Source organism: Nocardia amikacinitolerans (genome assembly GCF_900215415.1).
In the GTDB taxonomy this organism is placed as follows: domain Bacteria; phylum Actinomycetota; class Actinomycetes; order Mycobacteriales; family Mycobacteriaceae; genus Nocardia; species Nocardia amikacinitolerans.
The window spans coordinates 17,369-37,843 of record NZ_OBEG01000002.1 but is presented as its reverse complement, the minus strand read 5'-3'; the positions used below and the strand labels follow the sequence as shown (position 1 = coordinate 37,843).

Annotated in this window: 2 protein-coding genes; both read left to right on the top strand. The window is 69.0% G+C overall.

The genetic code is table 11. From position 1 onward, the window contains the following. Nucleotides 1–1,093: 1,093 nt before the first annotated feature. Nucleotides 1,094–14,920: a type I polyketide synthase gene (locus tag CRP45_RS08470; RefSeq protein ID WP_245910019.1), complete on the top strand. Its 13,827-nt coding sequence runs from the start codon at nt 1,094–1,096 to the stop codon at nt 14,918–14,920. After that, the gene (locus tag CRP45_RS08465) at nt 14,917–20,469 is read left to right on the top strand and encodes a type I polyketide synthase (protein WP_097244666.1); all 5,553 of its coding nucleotides are present in this window, start codon (nt 14,917–14,919) and stop codon (nt 20,467–20,469) included. Before CRP45_RS08470 ends, CRP45_RS08465 begins: the two co-directional genes overlap by 4 nt. The last annotated feature ends 6 nt before the right edge of the window (nt 20,470–20,475 follow it).

The window sequence follows — 20,475 nt, the reverse complement described above, 5'->3', positions numbered from 1 at the left end:
TCCCTTCGCGCCCAAGGTGATTCGATCCTGGACAGGATCAGGGCGTTGCAAGCAGGTCCGGACCCGGCCGAGTCGATTCCCCCGCGCGCGTCGGCGGCCTCCGCGTGGTGTTGTGATGCCTTCGTGAAGAGCTCGCGTATGTGGCCGAGCCCGCGGGTGTGCGGGCGGTAGCGAGGTGCTCGGTCGGATCCGATGCCGAGGTCGCTTCGTAGCTGCGCTGCCGGTACCGTTCCGGTGCGAGTTCGACCACCGCGCCGGGGGCGAATTCCTTGGCACGCGCCATGTTTCGAGATACTAGGATGTTGCGACCGATCGGTCAAATATGCGGCGCTGCGAACCGGTAACCGCAACCGGGAGTCGGGCACCTGGGGGAGGCCTAGTTGTAGTCGCCGCGTGCGCTCGGATCGCCCGCCGCATCACTGGGGGCACGGGCGGTCATGCTCTCGGCGTCGGTTGCCAGGTCTTCGGGTTGCCTGATTCGTTCGTGCGGCGCACGAGGACCGCGGCGGACGATGCCGACGGTCCATCGGTTCCTCACCGATCCCGCGCCGGAGTCGACCGGCGATCTTCGACTCGATCGAGCCCGCGGCTCGTCCTCGGTCAGGGTAACCAGCGCGATGCGTCAGGACGGTTGACAAGCTCGAGATCGTGCAAATACTGTTCAGTAACCATGAATCCTGTGCTGTCGTACGAAATTCCGAGAGGGATCGTTGTGCCAATCCACATCGCCATAGCGTAGGTGCGACTGCGCACCTTGTTCGGGCACTACCCCCCTCTAACGCGCGCCGCAATCCGCTGGCATCCCTCGTAGCGCTTCATTTTCAGCGTCGCTCGCTGATCGATTGCTCTACTGAGCCCGACGGCACAGTCAGGTTTCGTCCTGACCTGCGTCGTCTCCTCTGGGCTGTCCGTGGAAGACGTTTCGCATTATTCGGGGCGATTCGCCGACCCTCGACAATGTCGAAATCCGTTATGGCGAAATATGAGCCGTCTGCGCCGGACTGTCTCAATAAATCTTAACGCAATCTTTGGTTTAACCACGAATCGATCGTGACGGGGGGTCACAGCGTGCGCTGAGGAAGGATGTTCAGAGGTGAACGGATCGGCCTTTGCCGTCGCCATCATCGGCATGTCCTGCAGAATGCCGGGAGCGGCCGATCTCGACAGTTTCTGGCAGCTGCTCAGAGCGGGGCGCGCCGCGATCGGCGCAGCTCCTTCCACGCGCGCGAACCTCACCGAGCGGGCCGGATTCATCGACACCGCAGGTCAGTTCGACGCGGATTTCTTCGGTGTCTCGCCCAACGAGGCGCGGGCGATCGATCCGCAACAGCTGCTGGCGCTGGAATTGAGCTGGGAAGCGCTCGAGGACGCGGGCCTGGCCGCCACCGCGCGCGACGCCCGGCGATGTGGCGTCTACCTCGGCTGCACGGGCGGCGACTTCGCCGAAATCCTTGCCTCCCAAGGCGGTCAGGGAGTCAGCCGCCACTCGCTGTGGGGTGTCGGACGTGGCGTCATCGCCAATCGCGTCTCGAACTACTTCGGTTTCAGCGGACCGAGCATCGTCGTCGACAGCGCCCAAGCATCCTCGCTGGTCGCGGTGCATCTGGCCTGTGAGAGCCTGCGCAGCGGCGAGAGCGAGGTGGCTCTGGCCGGTGGCCTGAACCTGATCCTGTCGCCGACGAGCGGTGAACGCATCGAACAGTTCGGCGCGCAGTCGGCGCTCGGCGCGTGCCACACCTTCGACGCGCGGGCCGACGGGTTCGTGCGCGGCGAGGGTGGCGGCGTGGTGGTGCTGAAACCACTGGCCAGGGCGATCGCCGACGGCGACCGGATTCACGCCGTGATCCGCGGCAGCGCGGTCAACACCGGCAACGAACGCCGAGTGCTTAGCGCGCCGAGCCGGGATGCGCAGGCGGCGGCGATCCGCTCCGCCATGAGCGCCGCCGGTGTCGAGGCGCCGTCGGTGCAGTACGTCGAATTGCACGGCACCGGGACGCCCGCCGGTGATCCGGTGGAGGCCGCCGCGCTCGGCGAAACCTACGGCGTGCACCGGGCCACGGACGCACCGCTGGCCGTCGGATCGGTCAAGACGAACATCGGGCATCTGGAAGGTGCTTCCGGTATCGCGGGCCTGATCAAGACCGTGCTCTGTCTGACCAACCGAGAACTGGTGGCCAGCCTGAACTTCGAGACACCGAATCCGCGAATTCCGCTCGAGGAACTGGGTTTACGGGTCGTAACGGGCACCGAGAGCTGGCCCGCGGACGACGTACGCCGTGCGGGTGTGTCGTCGTTCGGTATGGGCGGCTCGAATGCCCACGTGATCGTGGAGGAGGCGCCCGCCGTCGGGTCCGCCGCGTCAGCGGTAAGCGGCGCGCCCGGTGCGGTGCCGTTGGTGGTGTCGGCCCGCACGGAGGACGGCGTGCGCGCGCAAGCGGCCCGGCTCCGCGAGTGGCTGCTCCGTCATCCTGAGCTGGATCCGGTCGATGTGGCGCATTCGCTGCTGACAACCAGAGCGCAGATGGAGTGGCGCGGCAATGTCGTCGGACAGGATCGAGCGGAGCTGCTGGCCGGTTTGGCGGTCCTGGCAGACCCGACCGCGCCCGCTGTATCGATCGAGCCGACAACCGAGCATGCCGAGCAGCGCCGGGTCGCCTTCGTCTTTCCGGGCCAGGGCAGCCAGTGGGAGGGCATGGCGCTAGGCCTGCTGGATGCGGGTGGGGTGTTCGCGGAGTCGATCGCGGAATGCGAAGCGGCACTGAGGCCGTACGTGGACTGGTCGCTGACGGCGGTGCTGCGCCGGGAAGCGGACGCGCCCCCGCTGGAGCGCGTGGACGTGGTGCAGCCGGTGCTGTTCGCGGTGATGGTCTCGCTGGCCACGATGTGGCGGGCGGCCGGTGTGGAGCCGTACGTGGTGATCGGCCATTCCCAGGGCGAGATCGCCGCCGCCCACATCGCCGGTGGGCTGTCGCTGTCGGACGCGGCGCGTGTGGTCGCGCTCCGGTCGCGGGCGGTCGCCGACGAGCTTGCCGGACGGGGCGGTATGGCCTCGATCGGACTCGGCGCCGACGCGGTCCGGGAACGTTTGTCGGCGTACGGGGACCGGCTGTCGTTGGCGGCGGTGAACGGACCGGCGCAGACCGTGATAGCCGGTGATGTTCCTGCGATGGAGGAGTTTCTCACCGCCTGCGCCGACGCGGGTGTGTGGGCCCGCCGGATTCCGGTGGATTACGCGTCGCATTCGAAGGCGGTCGAGCGGCTACGTGATCGGTTGCTCGAGGAACTGAAACCGATTCGCCCGCAGTCTGGTTCGGTGCCGTTCTTTTCCACGGTCTTCGCCGACCGCTTGGATACGGCGGAACTGGATGCCGACTACTGGTATCGGTCGCTGCGGGAACCGGTTCGATTCGCCGACGCTGTGACGGCGCTGATCGCCGACGGCATCAACGCGTTCGTCGAGACGAGTCCGCATCCGGTGCTCACGATGGGCATCGGGGTTACCGCCGAGGCGGCCGGTGCGGCCGAGGGCGTCTCCGTTGTCGGGTCGTTGCGGCGCGGTGCGGGCGGGCCGGAACGGTTCGCGGCGTCCTTGGCGCAGGCGTATTGCGCTGGCGTGCAGGTGGATCCGGCGGTGTTGGTAAAAGGCGGCGCGCGGATCGACCTGCCGCCGTACGCGTTTCAGCGTCGCGACTTCTGGTCCGGTGTGCCGGTCCCTTCCGGTGGCTTCACCGGTGTGACCGACGTCGATGCGGCAACCGAGGAGCGCGTTTCCGAGGGACGACCATCCGAGGGCGATGAGCAGTGGGAAGACGGCCCGCTCGCTCGCGCACTGTCGGCCACACCTGAATATCAGCGCGACACAGTAGTTCTCGGCATCGTCCGCGAGCATGCCGCCGCGGTACTCGGCCACGAGTCGGCCCGGTCGATCGACCCGGACCTGCCGTTCACCGATTTCGGCTTCGACTCCGTCAGCGGAGTGGAGCTGCGGAACCGGTTGATTCGGGCCACCGGTGTGCCGCTGCCGAAGACGCTCGTCTTCGACCACCCGACCGCGACCGCGGTCGCGGCGCTGCTCCGGGCGCGCGTCACGGCGACCGACCATGGGAAGCGGCGCGCTGAGCTCACCAGCCCCGCCGGCCGACTAGCCACGATGTCGGATGAGCCGATCGCCATTGTCGGCATCGGTGCCCGATTCCCGGGCGGTGTGCGTTCGGCCGAGGATTTGTGGGACCTGGTGGCTGCGGGCCGGGACGCGATCGGCGAATTCCCGACCGATCGCGGCTGGGATCTGGACCGGCTGTTCGACCCGGACCCCGACAAGCCGGGCATGGTCTACACGCGCCATGGCGGATTCCTCAGCGATGCAGGTGATTTCGATCCCGGCTTCTTCGGCATCAGCCCACGCGAAGCGCTGGCGATGGATCCGCAGCAACGGCTGTTGCTCGAAACGGCATGGGAAGCCCTGGAGGACGCGGGCATCGACCCGACGTCGTTGCGGGGCAGCGACACCGGCGTCTTCGCCGGTGCCTGCTCGTCGGGATACTCCGGCCGGGTGACCGGTGACCTGGAGGGCTTCCGGCTGACCGGCACGTCGCACAGCGTCATCTCGGGTCGCGTCGCGTACGTGTTCGGCCTGGAAGGTCCGGCGGTCACGGTGGATACGGCGTGCTCGTCGTCGCTGGTGGCGGTGCATCTGGCGTGTCAGGCGCTGCGCCAAGGCGACAGCTCGCTTGTTCTCGCCGGTGGTGTGACAGTCGCGGCGAGTCCGTATCTGTACGTGGACTTCGCCCGGCAGCGCGGCCTGTCACCGGACGGTCGTTGCAAGGCGTTCTCGGCCGCCGCCGACGGTGTGGCGTGGTCGGAGGGCGCGGGTGTCCTTGTGCTCGAGCGACTTTCGGACGCCCAGCGGCTCGGCCACAACATCCTTGCCGTTGTTCGCGGTAGTGCGGTGAACCAGGACGGCGCGAGCAATGGCTTGACCGCGCCGAACGGTCCGTCGCAGGAGCGGGTCATCGCGCAGGCCCTCGCCAACGCGGGGATCTCGGCGGTCGACGTGGACGCGGTGGAGGCGCACGGAACCGGTACGGCCCTGGGCGATCCGATCGAAGCGCAGGCGTTGATCGCTGCCTACGGACAGGATCGCGGCGATCGGGAACCGTTGCGGATCGGTTCCTTGAAGTCGAATATCGGCCACGCCGTTGCCGCCGCCGGTGTGGCCGGTGTGATCAAGATGGTGCAGGCGATGCGGCACGAACGGCTGCCGCGCACGCTGCACGTCGATTCGCCGTCGCCGCATGTGGATTGGGCCGCAGGCGCGGTGCGTCTGTTGACCGAGGCCGAACCGTGGTCCGTTGGCGATCGGGTGCGCCGGGCGGGTGTGTCGTCGTTCGGGATCAGCGGCACCAACGCGCACGTGATCCTCGAAGAAGCCCCGGCCGTCCCCGTCGCGGCTGCCGAGGGCGACAGCGAAGACGGCGCGGAGCGGCCGTCGAACACCACCGTGCCGCTCATTCCCTTGCTGGTGTCGGGCAAGGGCGAGGCAGGTCTGCGTGCCCAGTCCGCGCGGCTGCGTGAGTGGTTGTCGGAGCGGTCGGAGATCGACATCACGGAGACGGCCTACTCGCTGGCGACCGCACGGGCACAGCTGGATTCGCGTGCTGTGGTCCTCGGTCGCGATCGGGACGAGTTGCTGGAACGGTTGACGAGTCTCGCCGAATCGGGAACCGGCACCGGCGTCGTCGCGGGCGCCGCAGGATCGGGGATGACGGCATTCCTGTTCACCGGTCAGGGCGCCCAGCGGATCGGTATGGGCGCCGGCCTGTACGAAGCGTTCCCGGTCTTCGCGGACGCGTTGGATGCGGTGTGCGCCCAGTTCGATCCGCTGCTGGGATGCTCGCTGAAGCAACTCATGTTCACCGGCGGGACCGGTGCCACGGATCTGGATCGGACGGAGTTCACCCAGCCCGCGCTGTTCGCCTTCGAGGTGGCGCTGTATCGCCTGCTGGAATCGTTCGGCGTCACCCCGGACGTGTTGATCGGCCATTCGATCGGCGAAGTCGCGGCCGCGTACGTCGCGGGCCTGTGGTCGCTCGAGGATGCCTGCCGGTTGGTGGCAGCACGCGGCCGTCTCATGGGTGCGCTGTCGGAGGGCGGCGCGATGCTCGCCATCGGGGCGTCCGAAACCGACGTGAACGATGTCGTCGCTCGGTATCCCGGCCGAGTGTCGGTCGCCGCCGTTAACGCGCCCGAGGCTCTGGTGATCTCGGGTGACGAGGACGCGGTCGCCGAGATCGAGGCCCTGTTCGTCGAGCGCGCAAGGAAGACCTCGCGGCTGCGGGTCAGTCACGCCTTCCACTCGCATCGGATGGAGCCGATGCTGGCCGAATTCGAGTTGGTCGCAAAGGGACTGGTGTACCACCGGCTTCGCCTCCCGGTGGTGTCGAACGTGTCCGGCCTGCTCGCCGGTGACGAGATGCTGGAACCCGCCTACTGGGTTCGGCAGGTGCGGGCCGCGGTGCGATTCGCGCCGGGTATCGAGGTGCTGATCGCCTCGGATGTGCGCCGATTCCTGGAAATCGGGCCCGACGCGGTGCTGGCGGCGATGACCAGGCAGACCCTTCCTGAGGGTGTGGACGGGGTGGTGGCCGCCGCAGCGCGCCGGGATCACGATGAGCCCCAACAATTCCTGACGATGCTGGCGCACGCTCACACGTCCGGTGCGCGCGTGGATTGGACGCGACTGTTCCGTCGACCGGCGGGACGGCGAGTTCCCCTGCCCACCTACGCCTTCCAACACCAGCGGTACTGGTTGCCGCCGCGCCCCGAAGCGACCGGTGACCCCCACGGCCACCCGTTGCTCACCGGCGTCGTCCCGGTGGCGGGTAAGGACGAGTTCGTTTTCACCGGCCGGTTCTCGCTGCCGACCGACCCGTGGGTCGCCGACCATATGACATACGGCACCGTGGTGCTGCCGAGCGCGACGCTCGTCGAGTTCCTGCTCGTCGCGGGCAGCGGAATCGGTTGCGGCGTCGTCGAGGAGCTGACCCTGGAGGCTCCGATCCTTCCGGCGGAGGACGACGAGGTCGAACTCCAGGTGTCGGTGCGGGAGCCGGACGGGACCGGGCGGCGACCGTTCGACTTCTACTTCCGCAAGGCGGCGGGCGAATGGGTGCGCAACGCCAGCGGCGTCCTGGCCCCCTCCTGGGACGGCGACGACGCTCTGCTGGACCGGCTGCGCGACGAGGCGTGGCCGCCCGCCGACGCCGAAATCCTCGACACCGCATGGATTCCCGAGCGGATCGCCAAGGGATCCGGACTCGAATACGGTCCGGCGTTCCTCGGCGTCGACGCCGCATGGCAGCGCGGGGGAACCGTCTTCTCCGAGATCACCCTGGACACGACGGCCGCGCCCGAACCCGAGCGGTTCGATCTGCATCCCGCCCTGCTCGACCTGGTGATGCACGCCGGACTGGCCGGGCTCGTCTGGCACGACCAGGACAGCGATCCGAACACCGGCCGGTTGCTGTTCCGCTGGGGCGGGGCGCGACTGCACCAGCCGCTGGTCAAGGCGACGGCGCTGCGGGTCATCGCCGTCGCGACCGGCCCGGAGACGATCTCGGTGGCGACCGTCGATGATTCGGGACGGCCCGTGATCTCCGTCGACGCGGTCGTCATGCGGCCATACGACGTGAAACAGATGCGCGCCACGCTGGCCGGGGACGACGCCGACCTCTACGAGATCCAGTGGACTCCGGCACCGGCCTCGACATCGAGTTCGTCCGGGGACCGGATGGCCGTACTCGGGTCGGTACCGGTCGCCGGAATCGACGCCAGTTATCCGTCTCCATCGGAAATCGCTGCGGCGGAGGTTGTTCCGGATGTCGTGTGCTGGCATCCGGGGATCGGTGCCGCGGCCGACGATCCGGTGGCCGTTCGCGGTCACCTGGAATCGGTGTTGGCGACGGTACAGGCCTGGTTGGCCGAAGACCGTCTGGCCGACACTCGCCTGGTCGTGCTGACCACGAACGGTGCCGGGCTGCCCGGCGCGGCACCGGATCTCGCCGCGGCAGCCGTCTGGGGCCTGCTGCGCAGCGCCCAATCCGAGTATCCGGGCCGGTTCGTCCTGCTCGACGCCGACTCGTCGGCCGCGGCGTCCATGGATTACCCGACGCTGATCGGCGCGGTGATCGCGGCAGAGGAACCGCAGGCCGCGGTGCGCGACGGCGCGTTGCTGGTGCCGAGGCTTGCGAGAGCACGAGCCGAGCACGATGCCGAGCCGGGCCGGGCCCACCCGTCGTTCGGTACCGGCACCGTACTGATCACCGGCGGCACCGGCGGCCTCGGCGCGCTCGTGGCACGACATCTCGTCGCCGCACACGGAGTACGCCATTTGCTGCTTGTCTCCAGGCGTGGCGAAACCTCTGACGGCGCAACGCGACTGGTGTCCGACCTGTCGGAAGCCGGTGCTGCCGTTCGGGTGGCGGCCTGCGATGTCGGCGATCGAGAAGCCCTCCGCTCGCTGCTGGATTCGATCGAATCCGATCATCCGCTGACCGGCGTCGTCCACGCGGCGGGCGTCCTCGACGACGGCACCCTCGGGAGCCTGACCGCCGAGCAACTGCGGCGAGTGTTCGACTCGAAGGCCGCCGCCGCATGGCACCTGCACGACCTCACCCGCGACCGTGACCTGTCGGCCTTCGTGCTGTTCTCCTCTGTAGCGGCAACGATCGGATCGGCGGGACAGGCCAACTACGCGGCGGCCAACGCATTCCTCGACGCGCTGGCGCTGCGTCGCCGAGCCGAAGGGCTGTCCGCGACTTCGCTGGCGTGGGGACCCTGGAATTCCGCCGCGGGCATGACCGGTGGCTTGGACCGCGGCGCCGTCGCCCGCTGGGAAAGGCTCGGCCTCCACCCGCTCAGGAACGACGAAGGCCTCCGGCTGTTCGATGCGGCCGGTGACCGCGTCGCCGCGCACCTGGCGGCGATCGGGTTCGACCCGGCGGAGCTGCGGCGCGAAGCGCGCGACGGTGCGGTGCCCGCGGTGTTCCGTGGTTTCCTGCCCCGCACCACGGAACGGACGGCGGCCGCGTCGAGTTCGCTTGGCACACGACTGAGCCGGGTACCGGAGGGCCAACGCGCCGAGGTCGTGCTCGACTTGGTCAGGGAGCACGCGGCGGCCGTGCTGGGACACCGTTCCGCCGAAGACATCAGCACCGACGAGCGATTCGACGCGCTGGGATTCGACTCGCTCGGCGGCGTCGAATTCCGCAACCGGCTGTCGAAGGCCACCGGTGTCCAGCTGCCGTCCACCCTGGTCTTCGACCATCCCACCGCCGCGGCGGTCGCCACGCTCTTGCGGTCCAAGATCGAGGGAACAGAATCCGGTCCCAGGACGGCGCGGGTGTCGCGCCGCGTCCGCGCGGACGAGCCCATCGCGATCGTCGGCATGAGCTGCCGATTCCCCGGCGGCGTCCGAACCCCGGAGCAGTTGTGGGATCTGGTGCGGTCGGGGACCGATGCCACCACCGAGTTCCCCGACGATCGCGGCTGGGATCTCGAGCGGCTGATCGACCAGGACCCGGACAAGCCTGGCACGGTCTACAGCCGCGGCGGCGGATTCCTGGACGACGCGGGCGATTTCGACGCCGGGTTCTTCGGCATCAGCCCGCGCGAAGCCCTGGCGATGGATCCGCAGCAGCGGTTGCTGCTGGAAGCGTCCTGGGAGGCGCTGGAGGATTCGGGAATCGACCCGAACATCTTGCGCGGCAGCGACACCGGTGTGTTCGCGGGTGCGTGCGCCTCCGGATACGTCGACCGGGTGACCGGCGACCTGGAAGGATTCCGGCTGACCGGCACCACCCACAGTGTCGTCTCCGGCCGGGTGGCCTACGTCTTCGGTCTCGAGGGACCGGCGGTCACGATCGATACCGCGTGCTCGTCCTCGCTGGTGGCCATGCATCTGGCCTGTCAGGCCCTGCGTCAAGGCGAAACGTCGCTGGCCGTGGCCGGTGGTGTCACCGTGGCCGCGACCCCTTATCTCTCCGTGGATTTCGCGCGGCAACGCGGCCTGTCGCCGGATGGCCGCTGCAAGGCGTTCTCCGCCGCGGCCGACGGTGTGGCCTTCGCCGAGGGCGTGGGCGTCCTGATCCTGGAGCGGCTGTCGGACGCGCAGCGGCTCGGCCACGACGTCCTGGCCGTCATTCGGGGCAGTGCGGTGAATCAGGACGGTGCGAGCAATGGCCTGACGGCGCCGAACGGTCCGTCGCAGGAGCGGGTGATCGCGCAGGCCCTCGCGAATGCCGGACTGACGTCCGCCGACGTGGATGCGGTGGAAGCGCACGGAACCGGAACTCCCCTGGGGGATCCCATCGAAGCCAACGCGTTGATCGCGGCATACGGGCAGGAGCGTGGGGATCGGCAGCCGCTGCGCATCGGATCGATCAAGTCGAACATCGGTCACACCGTGGCCGCGGCCGGTGTCGGTGGCGTGATCAAGATGGTGCAGGCGCTGCGACACGAAACGCTGCCCCCGACCTTGCACGCGGAAGCGCCGTCCCCGCACGTGGATTGGTCCGCGGGCGCGGTGCGCCTGCTGACCCAGCCCGAACCATGGCGCGCAGGAGGTGCGGTTCGCCGGGCCGGTGTGTCCTCGTTCGGAGTCAGCGGAACCAACGCCCACCTGATCCTCGAGGAGGCGCCCGCCCCGCAGCCCGTCGTCTCGCCACCTGCTACCGACCACCCGCTCGCGGCGGTGCCCTGGGTGGTGTCGGCCAAGAGCGAGAACGCCCTGCGGGCGCAGGCGGCGAAACTGCAGCAGTGGCTGATCGATCACCCCGACGCCGATCCGGCGGATGTGGCCTATTCGCTCGCCACGACACGTGCGCGGCACGAGTGGCGCGCGATGGTCCTCGGTTCCGATCGCGACGAGCTGCTCGCGCGGCTGGCGAAGCTGGTCGCCGGATCCGCCTCGGCCGGAGTGGTTTCCGGCGCCGCAGGCTCGGGGAAGACCGCCTTCTTGTTCACCGGTCAGGGCGCGCAGCGGGTCGGAATGGGTGCGGGTCTCGCCGAGGCCTTCCCGGTATTCGCCGCCGCGCTGGACGAGGTGTGCGCCCGGTTCGATCCGCTGCTCGGATGCTCGCTGAAGCCGGCGATGTTCACCGGACACCTGATCGACGATCAGGGCGTCACCGCCGGCGACAGCTTGTCAGGTCGCTCGAAAGGGTCAGCGGGGACCGGCATTCTGGACCGGACCCGGCTCACCCAGCCCGCGCTGTTCGCGTTCGAAGTGGCGCTGTATCGGCTGCTGGAGTCGTTCGGGCTCGTCCCGGACATGGTGATCGGGCACTCGATCGGTGAACTGGCCGCGGCGTACGTGGCCGGCGTGTGGTCGCTGGAAGACGCCTGCGAGCTGGTCGCGGCGCGAGGGCGGCTGATGGACGCGCTGCCGTCGGGCGGCGCCATGCTCGCGGTCGCCGCGTCCGAGACCGAAATCCACGCGGCGCTGGCCGGATTCGGCGATGGTGTGTCCCTAGCTGCGGTGAACGCGCCTGGGGCCGTGGTGGTTTCGGGTGACGAGGACGTCATCGAGGAGATCGATCGGCAGTTCGCCGAGCGCGGTCGCAAGACGAGCCGACTCCGGGTGTCGCACGCGTTCCATTCCCCTCGGATGGAGCCGATGCTGGCGGAGTTCGAGGCGGTCGCGGCGCGAATGACCTTCAACGCACCGCGAATTCCGTTGGTGTCGAACATCTCCGGACGGGTCGCAGGCGACGAGATCCTGAATCCGGGGTACTGGGCGGCACAGGTGCGCGCCGCGGTGCGGTTCGCGCCCGGTGTCGAGACGCTGGTGGCATCGGGTGTACGCCGCTTCCTCGAAGTCGGACCCGACGCGGTGCTGGCGGCGATGACGCGGCACACGCTGCCCGAGGAAGCCGAGTCTCGATCGGTGGTCGCCGCGGCGGCCCGTCGAGAGCAGGACGAGGTCGAACAGTTCCTGACCATGCTCGGCCACGCGCACACCGCCGGGCTGTCCGTCGACTGGAATCCGCTGTTCGCCACCCGCCGGGTGGCACGAATCGCCCTGCCCACCTACGCCTTCGACCATCGGCGGTACTGGCTCGAACCCAGCCCGGTGGAGACGAGCAACGCGACCTCGGAACACCCGCTGCTCACCGACGTGGTGCGAGTGGCCGACCGCGACGAGTGGCTGTTCACTGGGCGGCTCTCGCTGCGCACCCATCCCTGGATCGCCGACCACACCACCTACGGCGTTGTGGTCGTCCCGAGTGCCGCGCTCATGGAGATGCTGCTGGTCGCGGGGCCGCGAATCGGATGCGGTGCCGTGGAGGAGCTCATCCTCGAGACGCCGATTCTCCCGCCCGCGGATGGCGAGGTCGAACTCCAAGTGCTGGTGCGGGAACCGGATTCCACGGGACGTAGATCGTTCACGTTCCACTATCGCCGCACCGGCGATGGGGCAGGCAGTGAGTGGACGCGCAACGCCAGTGGCGTGCTGAGCGGTCGGCAGCTGACCGACATCGGACTGATGGACATGCTGCGAAACGCTCCGTGGCCGCCGGTCGACGCCGAACCGGTGGATACCGAGTGGATTCCGGCTCAGGTGGCGCGGGCCGCCGGACTGGAATACGGCGCCTCGTTCCTCGGCGTGGATGCCGCGTGGCGCAGCGGTGACACGGTGTTCTCCGAGGTCACCCTGAACCAGGAATTCCCGGCCGACCGATTCCAGTTGCATCCGGCGCTGTTCGACATGGTGATGCATGCGGGAATCGCCTGTTTGATCTGGCCGGACCACAAGGGCGATCCCACCGAGGGCAAACTCCTGTTCCGTTGGGGCGCAACGCAAATCCACACCACGTCCACGGTCCGGACGTTGCGGGTGATGGCCATCCGCCGCAGCGGTGAGGCGATCACCGTGGTGGCCGTCGACCAGGACGGAACGCCGGTGGTCACCATCGACGAAGCCGTTATGCGCTCCTACGACGTCCAGCAATTCCGCGCCACACTGCCGGGCGGACGCGCGGCACGGTACGGGTTGCGCTGGGTGCCGATGGAGAAGCCCGACGGATACACCGGGACCGGAAGCATGGCCGTGCTGGGAGCCGCGCGTGTGGACGACATCGACGATCGGTATCCGGATCCGACCGCGCTCGCCTCGGCTTCGACGGTGCCAGACGTCGTGGTGTGGTCCGAAGCCGCTGCGCTGCACGGCGATTCGCAGTCGCCTGCACGGGTCCGGGTCGCTGCCGCCTTGCGCACGGTGCGAGATTGGTTGGCCGACGAGCGATTCGCACGGTCGCGGCTGGTCGTGCTGACCAGCCGTGCGGCAGCCCTGCCCGAGGAGACGCCGGACACCGCATCGGCCGCGGTGTGGGGGCTGATACGCAGCGCGCAGACCGAGTACCCGGAGCGAATCGTGCTGCTCGACGTGGGCGAATCTGCTGGTGCACAGCAGATTTCCGCCGATGCGATTCGAGCCGTGCTCGAGAGCGGAGAGCCGCAGGTGGCAGTGCGGGGCGACCACGTCCTGGCACCGCGACTGGAGGCACTGACCGCCCAGGCGGCCGAGCACATAGCGTTCGGTTCCGGCACCGTGCTGATCACCGGCGGGACCGGGGGATTGGGCGCGCTGCTGGCCCGGCACCTGGTCACCACGCACGGTGTGCGGCGACTACTGCTGGTATCCCGTCGCGGCGAGCGTGCCGACGGAGCGAGGGAACTCGCCGCGGAACTCTCCCGATCCGGTGCCGAGGTGCGGATCGCCGCCTGCGATGTCACCGACCGCGACGCGCTTCGCGAGCTGCTGGACGGCCTGCCAGCGGAGCACCCGCTCACCGGTGTCGTCCACGCCGCGGGCGTGCTCGACGACGGCACGTTCCACACGCTCACCGGCGACCAGGTCGATCGGGTGTTCGCTGCCAAGGCGGACGCGGCTTGGCATCTGCACGAGCTCACCAGGGACCTGAATCTGTCAGCGTTCGTGCTGTTCTCCTCGATCGCCGGAATGATCGGCTCGGCGGGGCAAGCGAATTACGCTGCCGCGAACGGCTTCCTGGACGCCCTCGCGAGGCAACGCCGTGCCGAGGGACTGCCTGCGCTCGCACTCGCCTGGGGGCCGTGGCAGCAGGACATCGGCATGACCGGCGCGCTGGACCGCGCGGCCATGAACCGGTTGGAGCGGCTGGGCCTTGCTCCGCTGGACCGTACCGACGGCCTTCGATTGTTCGACGAATCGCTGACCACGGCCGAACCGGTGCCTGCGCTGTTGCGGCTGGATACCGACAAACTGCGCATGGAAGCGCACGCCGGTCCGATTCCGGCGGTGCTGCGCGGGTTCGTTCGCGCACGCGGCCGGTCGGCACCGGCATCGAGGCGTGAACTGTCGCTCGAGGAGCGTCTGCACGGTGTACCGGAGGCGAGGCGACGCGGGGTCGTCCTCGATCTGGTGCGCGAACACGTGGCGGCGGTGCTCGGTTACGGCTCGGCCGACGACATCGGAGCCGATCGCGGCTTCAGCGAACTCGGCTTCGATTCCCTCGGCGGCGTCGAGTTCCGGAACCGGCTCGCCAGGCTGACGGGTCTGTCGCTGCCCTCGACGTTGGTCTTCGACTACCCGACCGCGGGAGATGTCGCCGACTACCTGCTGGAACAGACCGTGCCGACAGCGCACGCGCAACCGGCATCGGCCGTGTCCGACGACATCGCGCGGCTGGAGGCCCTGCTCGAGCGGATCATCGCCGACGGCAGCGACAACGACGAGACCGTCGCCGGATTGCGTGGCGTCAACGAGCGCCTGCGTGCCTATCTGACGGGCAGGTCGTCGGACGGCGCCTACGACGACCTCGATTTCCATTCCGACAGTGAGCTTTTCGACCTCATCGACGAGGAGTTTGGTCCAGCATGAGCAGCCCAGCCGCCAGTAACGAGGAACGGCTCAGCCGGTATCTGAGAAAGCTCACCGGAGACCTGCGCGCCGCCAAGAAGCACATCCAGAATCTGGAAGAGCGTGCCGGCGAACCCATCGCGATCGTCGGCATGAGCTGTCGGTATCCGGGCGGAGTCGAAACTCCCGCGCAGCTGTGGGATCTGGTCGCTTCCGGTGCCGACGCCGTCGGTCCCTTCCCTGCCGACCGAGGCTGGGACCTGGATCGCCTGTTCGACACCGATCCGGACGCGCCGGGCACCATCTACACGCGGGAAGGCGGATTCCTCGACGCGGCGGGCGATTTCGATGCCGCGTTCTTCGGCATCGGCCCGCGCGCGGCCGAGGCGATGGACCCGCAGCAGCGCCTGTTCCTGGAAGCGGCATGGGAGGCATTGGAGGACGCCGGCATCGATCCGGTGACGTTGCGCGGCAGCGACACCGGAGTGTTCGCCGGCGTGATCCACCAGGACTACGGCCCGCGTGTGGGTTCGCCTGGCCTGACCGCCGAATCGGAAGGTCATGTCTACCTCGGTGTTTCGGCCAGCGTCCTGTCCGGGCGCGTCGCCTACACCTTCGGTTTCAAAGGTCCGACGCTCTCGGTGGACACGGCGTGCTCGTCGTCGCTGGTCGCCCTGCATCTGGCGTGTCAGGCGCTGCGGCAGGGCGAGACCTCTCTCGCCCTGGTGGGCGGTGTCACCGTGATGTCCGACCCCACGCTGTTGATCGCCTTCGCCCGGCAGGGTGCGCTGTCCCCGGATGCCCGGTGCAAGGCCTTCGCGGCGGCGGCGGACGGAACCGGATTCTCCGAGGGCCTCGGCATGCTCGCGATCGAGCGGTTGTCCGACGCGCGCAGGCACGGCCACCGGGTCCTCGCGGTCATCCGCGGCAGCGCGGTCAACCAGGACGGCGCGAGCAGCCATCTGACCGCTCCGAACGGTCCGTCGCAGGAAAAGGTGATCGCGCAGGCCCTCGCCAGTGCCGGTCTGGCGCCCGCCGACGTCGATGTGGTCGAAGCGCACGGCACCGGCACCACTCTCGGCGACCCGATCGAGGCGCGGGCGCTGATCGCCGCCTACGGACGCGATCGCGCCGGAGAGCCGCTGCGGATCGGCTCGCTCAAGTCGAACATCGGCCACACCTCCGCCGCGGCCGGTGTGGGCGGCGTGATCAAGATGGTGCAGGCCTTCAGGCACGAAACGCTGCCCGCGACACTGCATGTCGATGCTCCGACGCCGCATGTGGACTGGTCGGCGGGATCGGTGCGGCTGCTCACCACGGCGGAACCGTGGCCGGCGGGCGAGCGGGTGCGGCGCGCTGGCGTGTCCTCCTTCGGCGCCAGCGGTACCAACGCGCACGTGATCCTGGAGGAGGCTCCCGCTGCGGAGGAGGCCCCTGCCGAACCGGCGGAAGACACCGCCGATCGTGGTGCGCGTGCGGTGGCAGCCGGTGTCTCCCCGTGGCTGCTATCGGCGAAAACCGAGGACGCCTTGCGCGCGCAGGCGACCAAACTGCGGCAATGGGTGACCGAAAACCCCGCCCTGACAGTCGAAGACATCGGCTATTCGCTGCTGACGACCCGCGCGCGGCTCGACTGGAGGGCCGCGGTCGTCGCCGACGACCGCGAGACGATGCTCGCCGGACTGGCGGCACTCGCCGAACACGGCACTGCGAGCACCGTCGGCGGCGTGACGGCAGGGCAGGCGGCGCCGCGCAAGGCGGCCTTCCTGTGCACCGGACAGGGTGCGCAGCGGGTCGGGATGGGACGTGAACTGTACGAGGCGTTCCCCGTATTCGCCGCCGCGGTGGACGAGCTGTGCGAGCGGTTCGACCCACTGCTCGGCGGTTCGCTGAAGCAGGTGATGTTCACCGGCCTACCGGCCGAGGGTCCCGCCGACGCCGATGTCCTGAATCGGACCGAGTTCACCCAGCCCGCGCTGTTCGCGTATGAGGTCGCGACGGGCCGGCTCCTGGACTCGTTCGGCGTGACGCCCGACGTCCTGATCGGACATTCGATCGGTGAGCTGGCCGCCGCCTATCTCGCCGGCGTGTGGTCGCTACCGGACGCGTGCCGGTTGGTCGCCGCGCGTGGCCGCCTCATGGGGCGGCTGCCCGAAGGCGGCGCGATGCTGGCCATCGCGGCGAGCGAGGACGAGGTTTTCGAGGCGCTCGTCGACGGTGTCTCCATCGCCGCTGTGAATTCGCCTGTCGCCGTGGTCGTTTCCGGCGACGAGGAGCCGGTCGCGGCGCTGGAGCGGTGGTTCGCCGACCGCGGGCGGAAGACCTCGCGGTTGCGGGTGTCGCATGCGTTCCATTCCCACCGGATGGATCCGATGCTGGCCGAATTCGAGGCTGTCGCACGCGAGGTGACCTACCGACGTCCGCAGATCCCGCTGGTATCGAATGTCTCCGGCCGGATCGCCGGTGACGAAGTGCTGGAACCCACCTACTGGGTTCGGCAGGTTCGCTCGGTCGTTCAGTTCGCTCGCGGCGTGGAGACCCTGCTGGCCTCGGGCGTGCGCCGATTCCTGGAAATCGGTCCCGACGCGGTGCTCACGGCGATGACCAGGCAATGCCTGTCGGACGACAGCGAATCGCAGTCGGCGGTGATCGCCGCAGCGCGGCGAGGGCGTGCCGAGGTCGAGCAGTTCGTGACCTGCCTGGCCCACGCACATGTCGTCGGTGTCGATGTCGACTGGAGCGTGTTCTTCGCCGCTCGCCCTGTCTCGCGAGTGTCGTTGCCCACCTACGCTTTCCAGCGTCGTCGCTACTGGCTCGAACCCTCGCTCGGCACCGCGGGTGTCGAATCCCTGGATTCGAGAGTCGTCGACCATCCCATGGTGGACGCGGCATTGCCGATGGCGGATGGCGGTGTCGTCCTGACCGGGCGCCTGTCACCGCTGGCGCAGCCGTGGTTGGCCGACCATGTCATCGGCGGGGTCTTGTTGTTGCCTGGAACCGGGTTCGTGGAGCTGGCGTTGCGTGCCGGTGCCGAAGCCGGGTGCCCGGTGCTCGAGGAATTGACGTTGCAGGCGCCGCTGGTGCTGCCCGTGACCGGCGGTCGGCGGATTCAGGTCGTCATCGGCGGGCCCACCGAGGAGTCCCCGCAGCGGCCGATCTCTATCTACTCCCGCGCCGAACACGACAACGCCGGACAGTGGGTACTGCACGCGCGCGGCCAGTTGACCGGCCGAGACGACACGGCCGAACCCGAACTGGGGGCTTGGCCGCCTGCCGGAGCGACCGGTGTCGAGGTCGCGTACACCAAGTTCCTGACGCGCGGTTACGACTTGGGCCCGGCTTTCCAAGGTGTGCGTGCGCTGTGGCGACGCGGCGAGGAGGTGTTCGCCGAGATCGCCGCGAGTGCCGAGACCGGGGTGCGCGGGGAGGGCTTCGGAATCCACCCGGCATTGCTGGACGCGACTTTGCAGGCGGGACTGCTGGCCGGTGTGCTCGAAATCGGCGCCGGACAGGTGGTGCTGCCGTTCTCGTGGGAGTCGGTGTCGCTGTACTCGACCGGAGCGTCGGCGTTGCGCGTGCGTCTGACCAGGACCGGTTCGTCGGTGTCGGTGTGGGTGGCCGACGAGCAGGGGCGACCGGTGTTGTCGGGGTCGGTGACGATGCGGGCGACGCCGCTGAAGCAGCTGGCCGCGGCCGCCGCGGGTGTGGGCGGTCGGGCCGAGCAGGTGCTGGAAGTGGTGTGGTCGCCCGCCGCGCTCGAGTCCGCGGCGCTGGATGCGGGCGTTGGTCGGTGGGACCGTTTGGATTCGGAGTCGCCGGTGCCCCCGGTGGTGGTGGTCGAGGCCGGAGCCGGGTGGGGCGACCACACCGACGGCGACGTCGTGGCCACCACCCACACCGAGGTCGCCCGGATTCTCGAGGTGGTGCAGGCGTGGCTCGGCCAGGATCGGTTCGCTTCGAGCACGCTGCTGATCGCCACGCGCGGTGCGGTCGCACTGGCCGGTGAAGACCTCACCGATCTCCCTGGCGCGGCCGTGTGGGGCTTGGTGCGGACGGCGCAGACGGAGGATCCGGGTCGGATCGTGGTGGTCGATGCGGACACCCGCGTCGACGAGCAGCTCGCGGCGACCGTCCTTGCCGTGGGTGAACCCCAGGTGGTCGTCCGCGACGGCGTCGCCCACACCGCTCGGCTCACCCGACCCGCGACCGGTGAGCCTTCCGTGGCGAGCGACGATGCCCCCGCCTTCGGGACGGGGACGGTGTTGATCACCGGCGGCACCGGCGGTTTGGGCGCGGCGGTGGCCCGGCATGTGGTGGCCAACCACGGGGTGCGGTCGTTGCTGCTTGTGAGCCGCAGCGGCCCGCGGGCCGAGGGTGCGGCCGCCTTGTGCGCCGAGTTGGAGCAGGCGGGCGCGCAAGTGAAAGTCGTGGCCTGCGATGTCGCCGATGCCGGTGCGGTGGCCGGGTTGCCCGCGGAAGTGCCCGCGCAGTGGCCGTTGTCGGGTGTGATCCATGCCGCCGGTGTGCTCGACGACGGGGTCATCGCCTCGTTGACCGGACAGCGGATGGACGCGGTACTGGCGCCGAAGGCCGACGCCGCCTGGTACCTGCACGAGGCGACCGCGCACCTGAATCTCGCCGCGTTCGTGGTGTTCTCGTCGCTGTCGGGCACGATCGGCGGACCCGGCCAGGCCAACTACGCGGCGGCGAACACCTTCGTCGATGGTCTGGTCGCGCATCGGCGCGCACGCGGGCTGGCCGGTCGGTCACTGGCCTGGGGTCCGTGGGCACGCTCCAGCGGCATGACCGGACACCTGACCGATGCCGATACGGCCAGGACGACGCGCGCCGGATTCACCGCGTTGTCGGACGAGCAGGCCTTGGCCGCATGGGATTCGGTGCTCGACACGGGTCCCGGTCACGCGGTGATCACCGGCGTGGACACCACCGCGATCCGCGCCAAGGCCGATGCCGGACTGCTGCCACCGCTGCTGCGGGAACTGGTACCACCGACGGCCACCCGTCCGGCGGCGACCCCGGTGGTGATATCCGGTCTGCGGCAACGGCTCGTGGGCCTGGACGCCGATCGGCAGCGGCAGGTTGTGCTCGATACCGTCCGCGCGCACGTGACGGCGGTACTCGGCAGGGACGCCGTGTCCGCGCCCGATGCCGACCGCAGCACTTTCCAGGATCTGGGATTCGATTCGTTGGGCGCGGTCGAGCTGCGCAACCGGATCAAAGCCGATACCGGCCTCGCGCTGGCGGCTACCGTCGTTTTCGACTACCCCACGCCAGCGGCGCTTGCCGAGTATCTCCGCGAACAACTCTCGGACGGGCCGGTCGAAAAGCCGGTTCGTTCGATCGATGCGGTCTTCGAGGATTTGGAATCCGCCCTCGCGACCGCGAAGTGGGACGAACAGGAAAAGGCCCGGATCGCGGCTCGGTTGCAGTCCATTGCGACCAGTTGGACAGCTCGAATCGACACCGCAGGTGTCCATCGCGACGACGATGTGGAAAACGCCGACGAAGCAGCGCTTTTCGCGATCCTCGACAGCGAATTGGAAGCCTGAGTACTG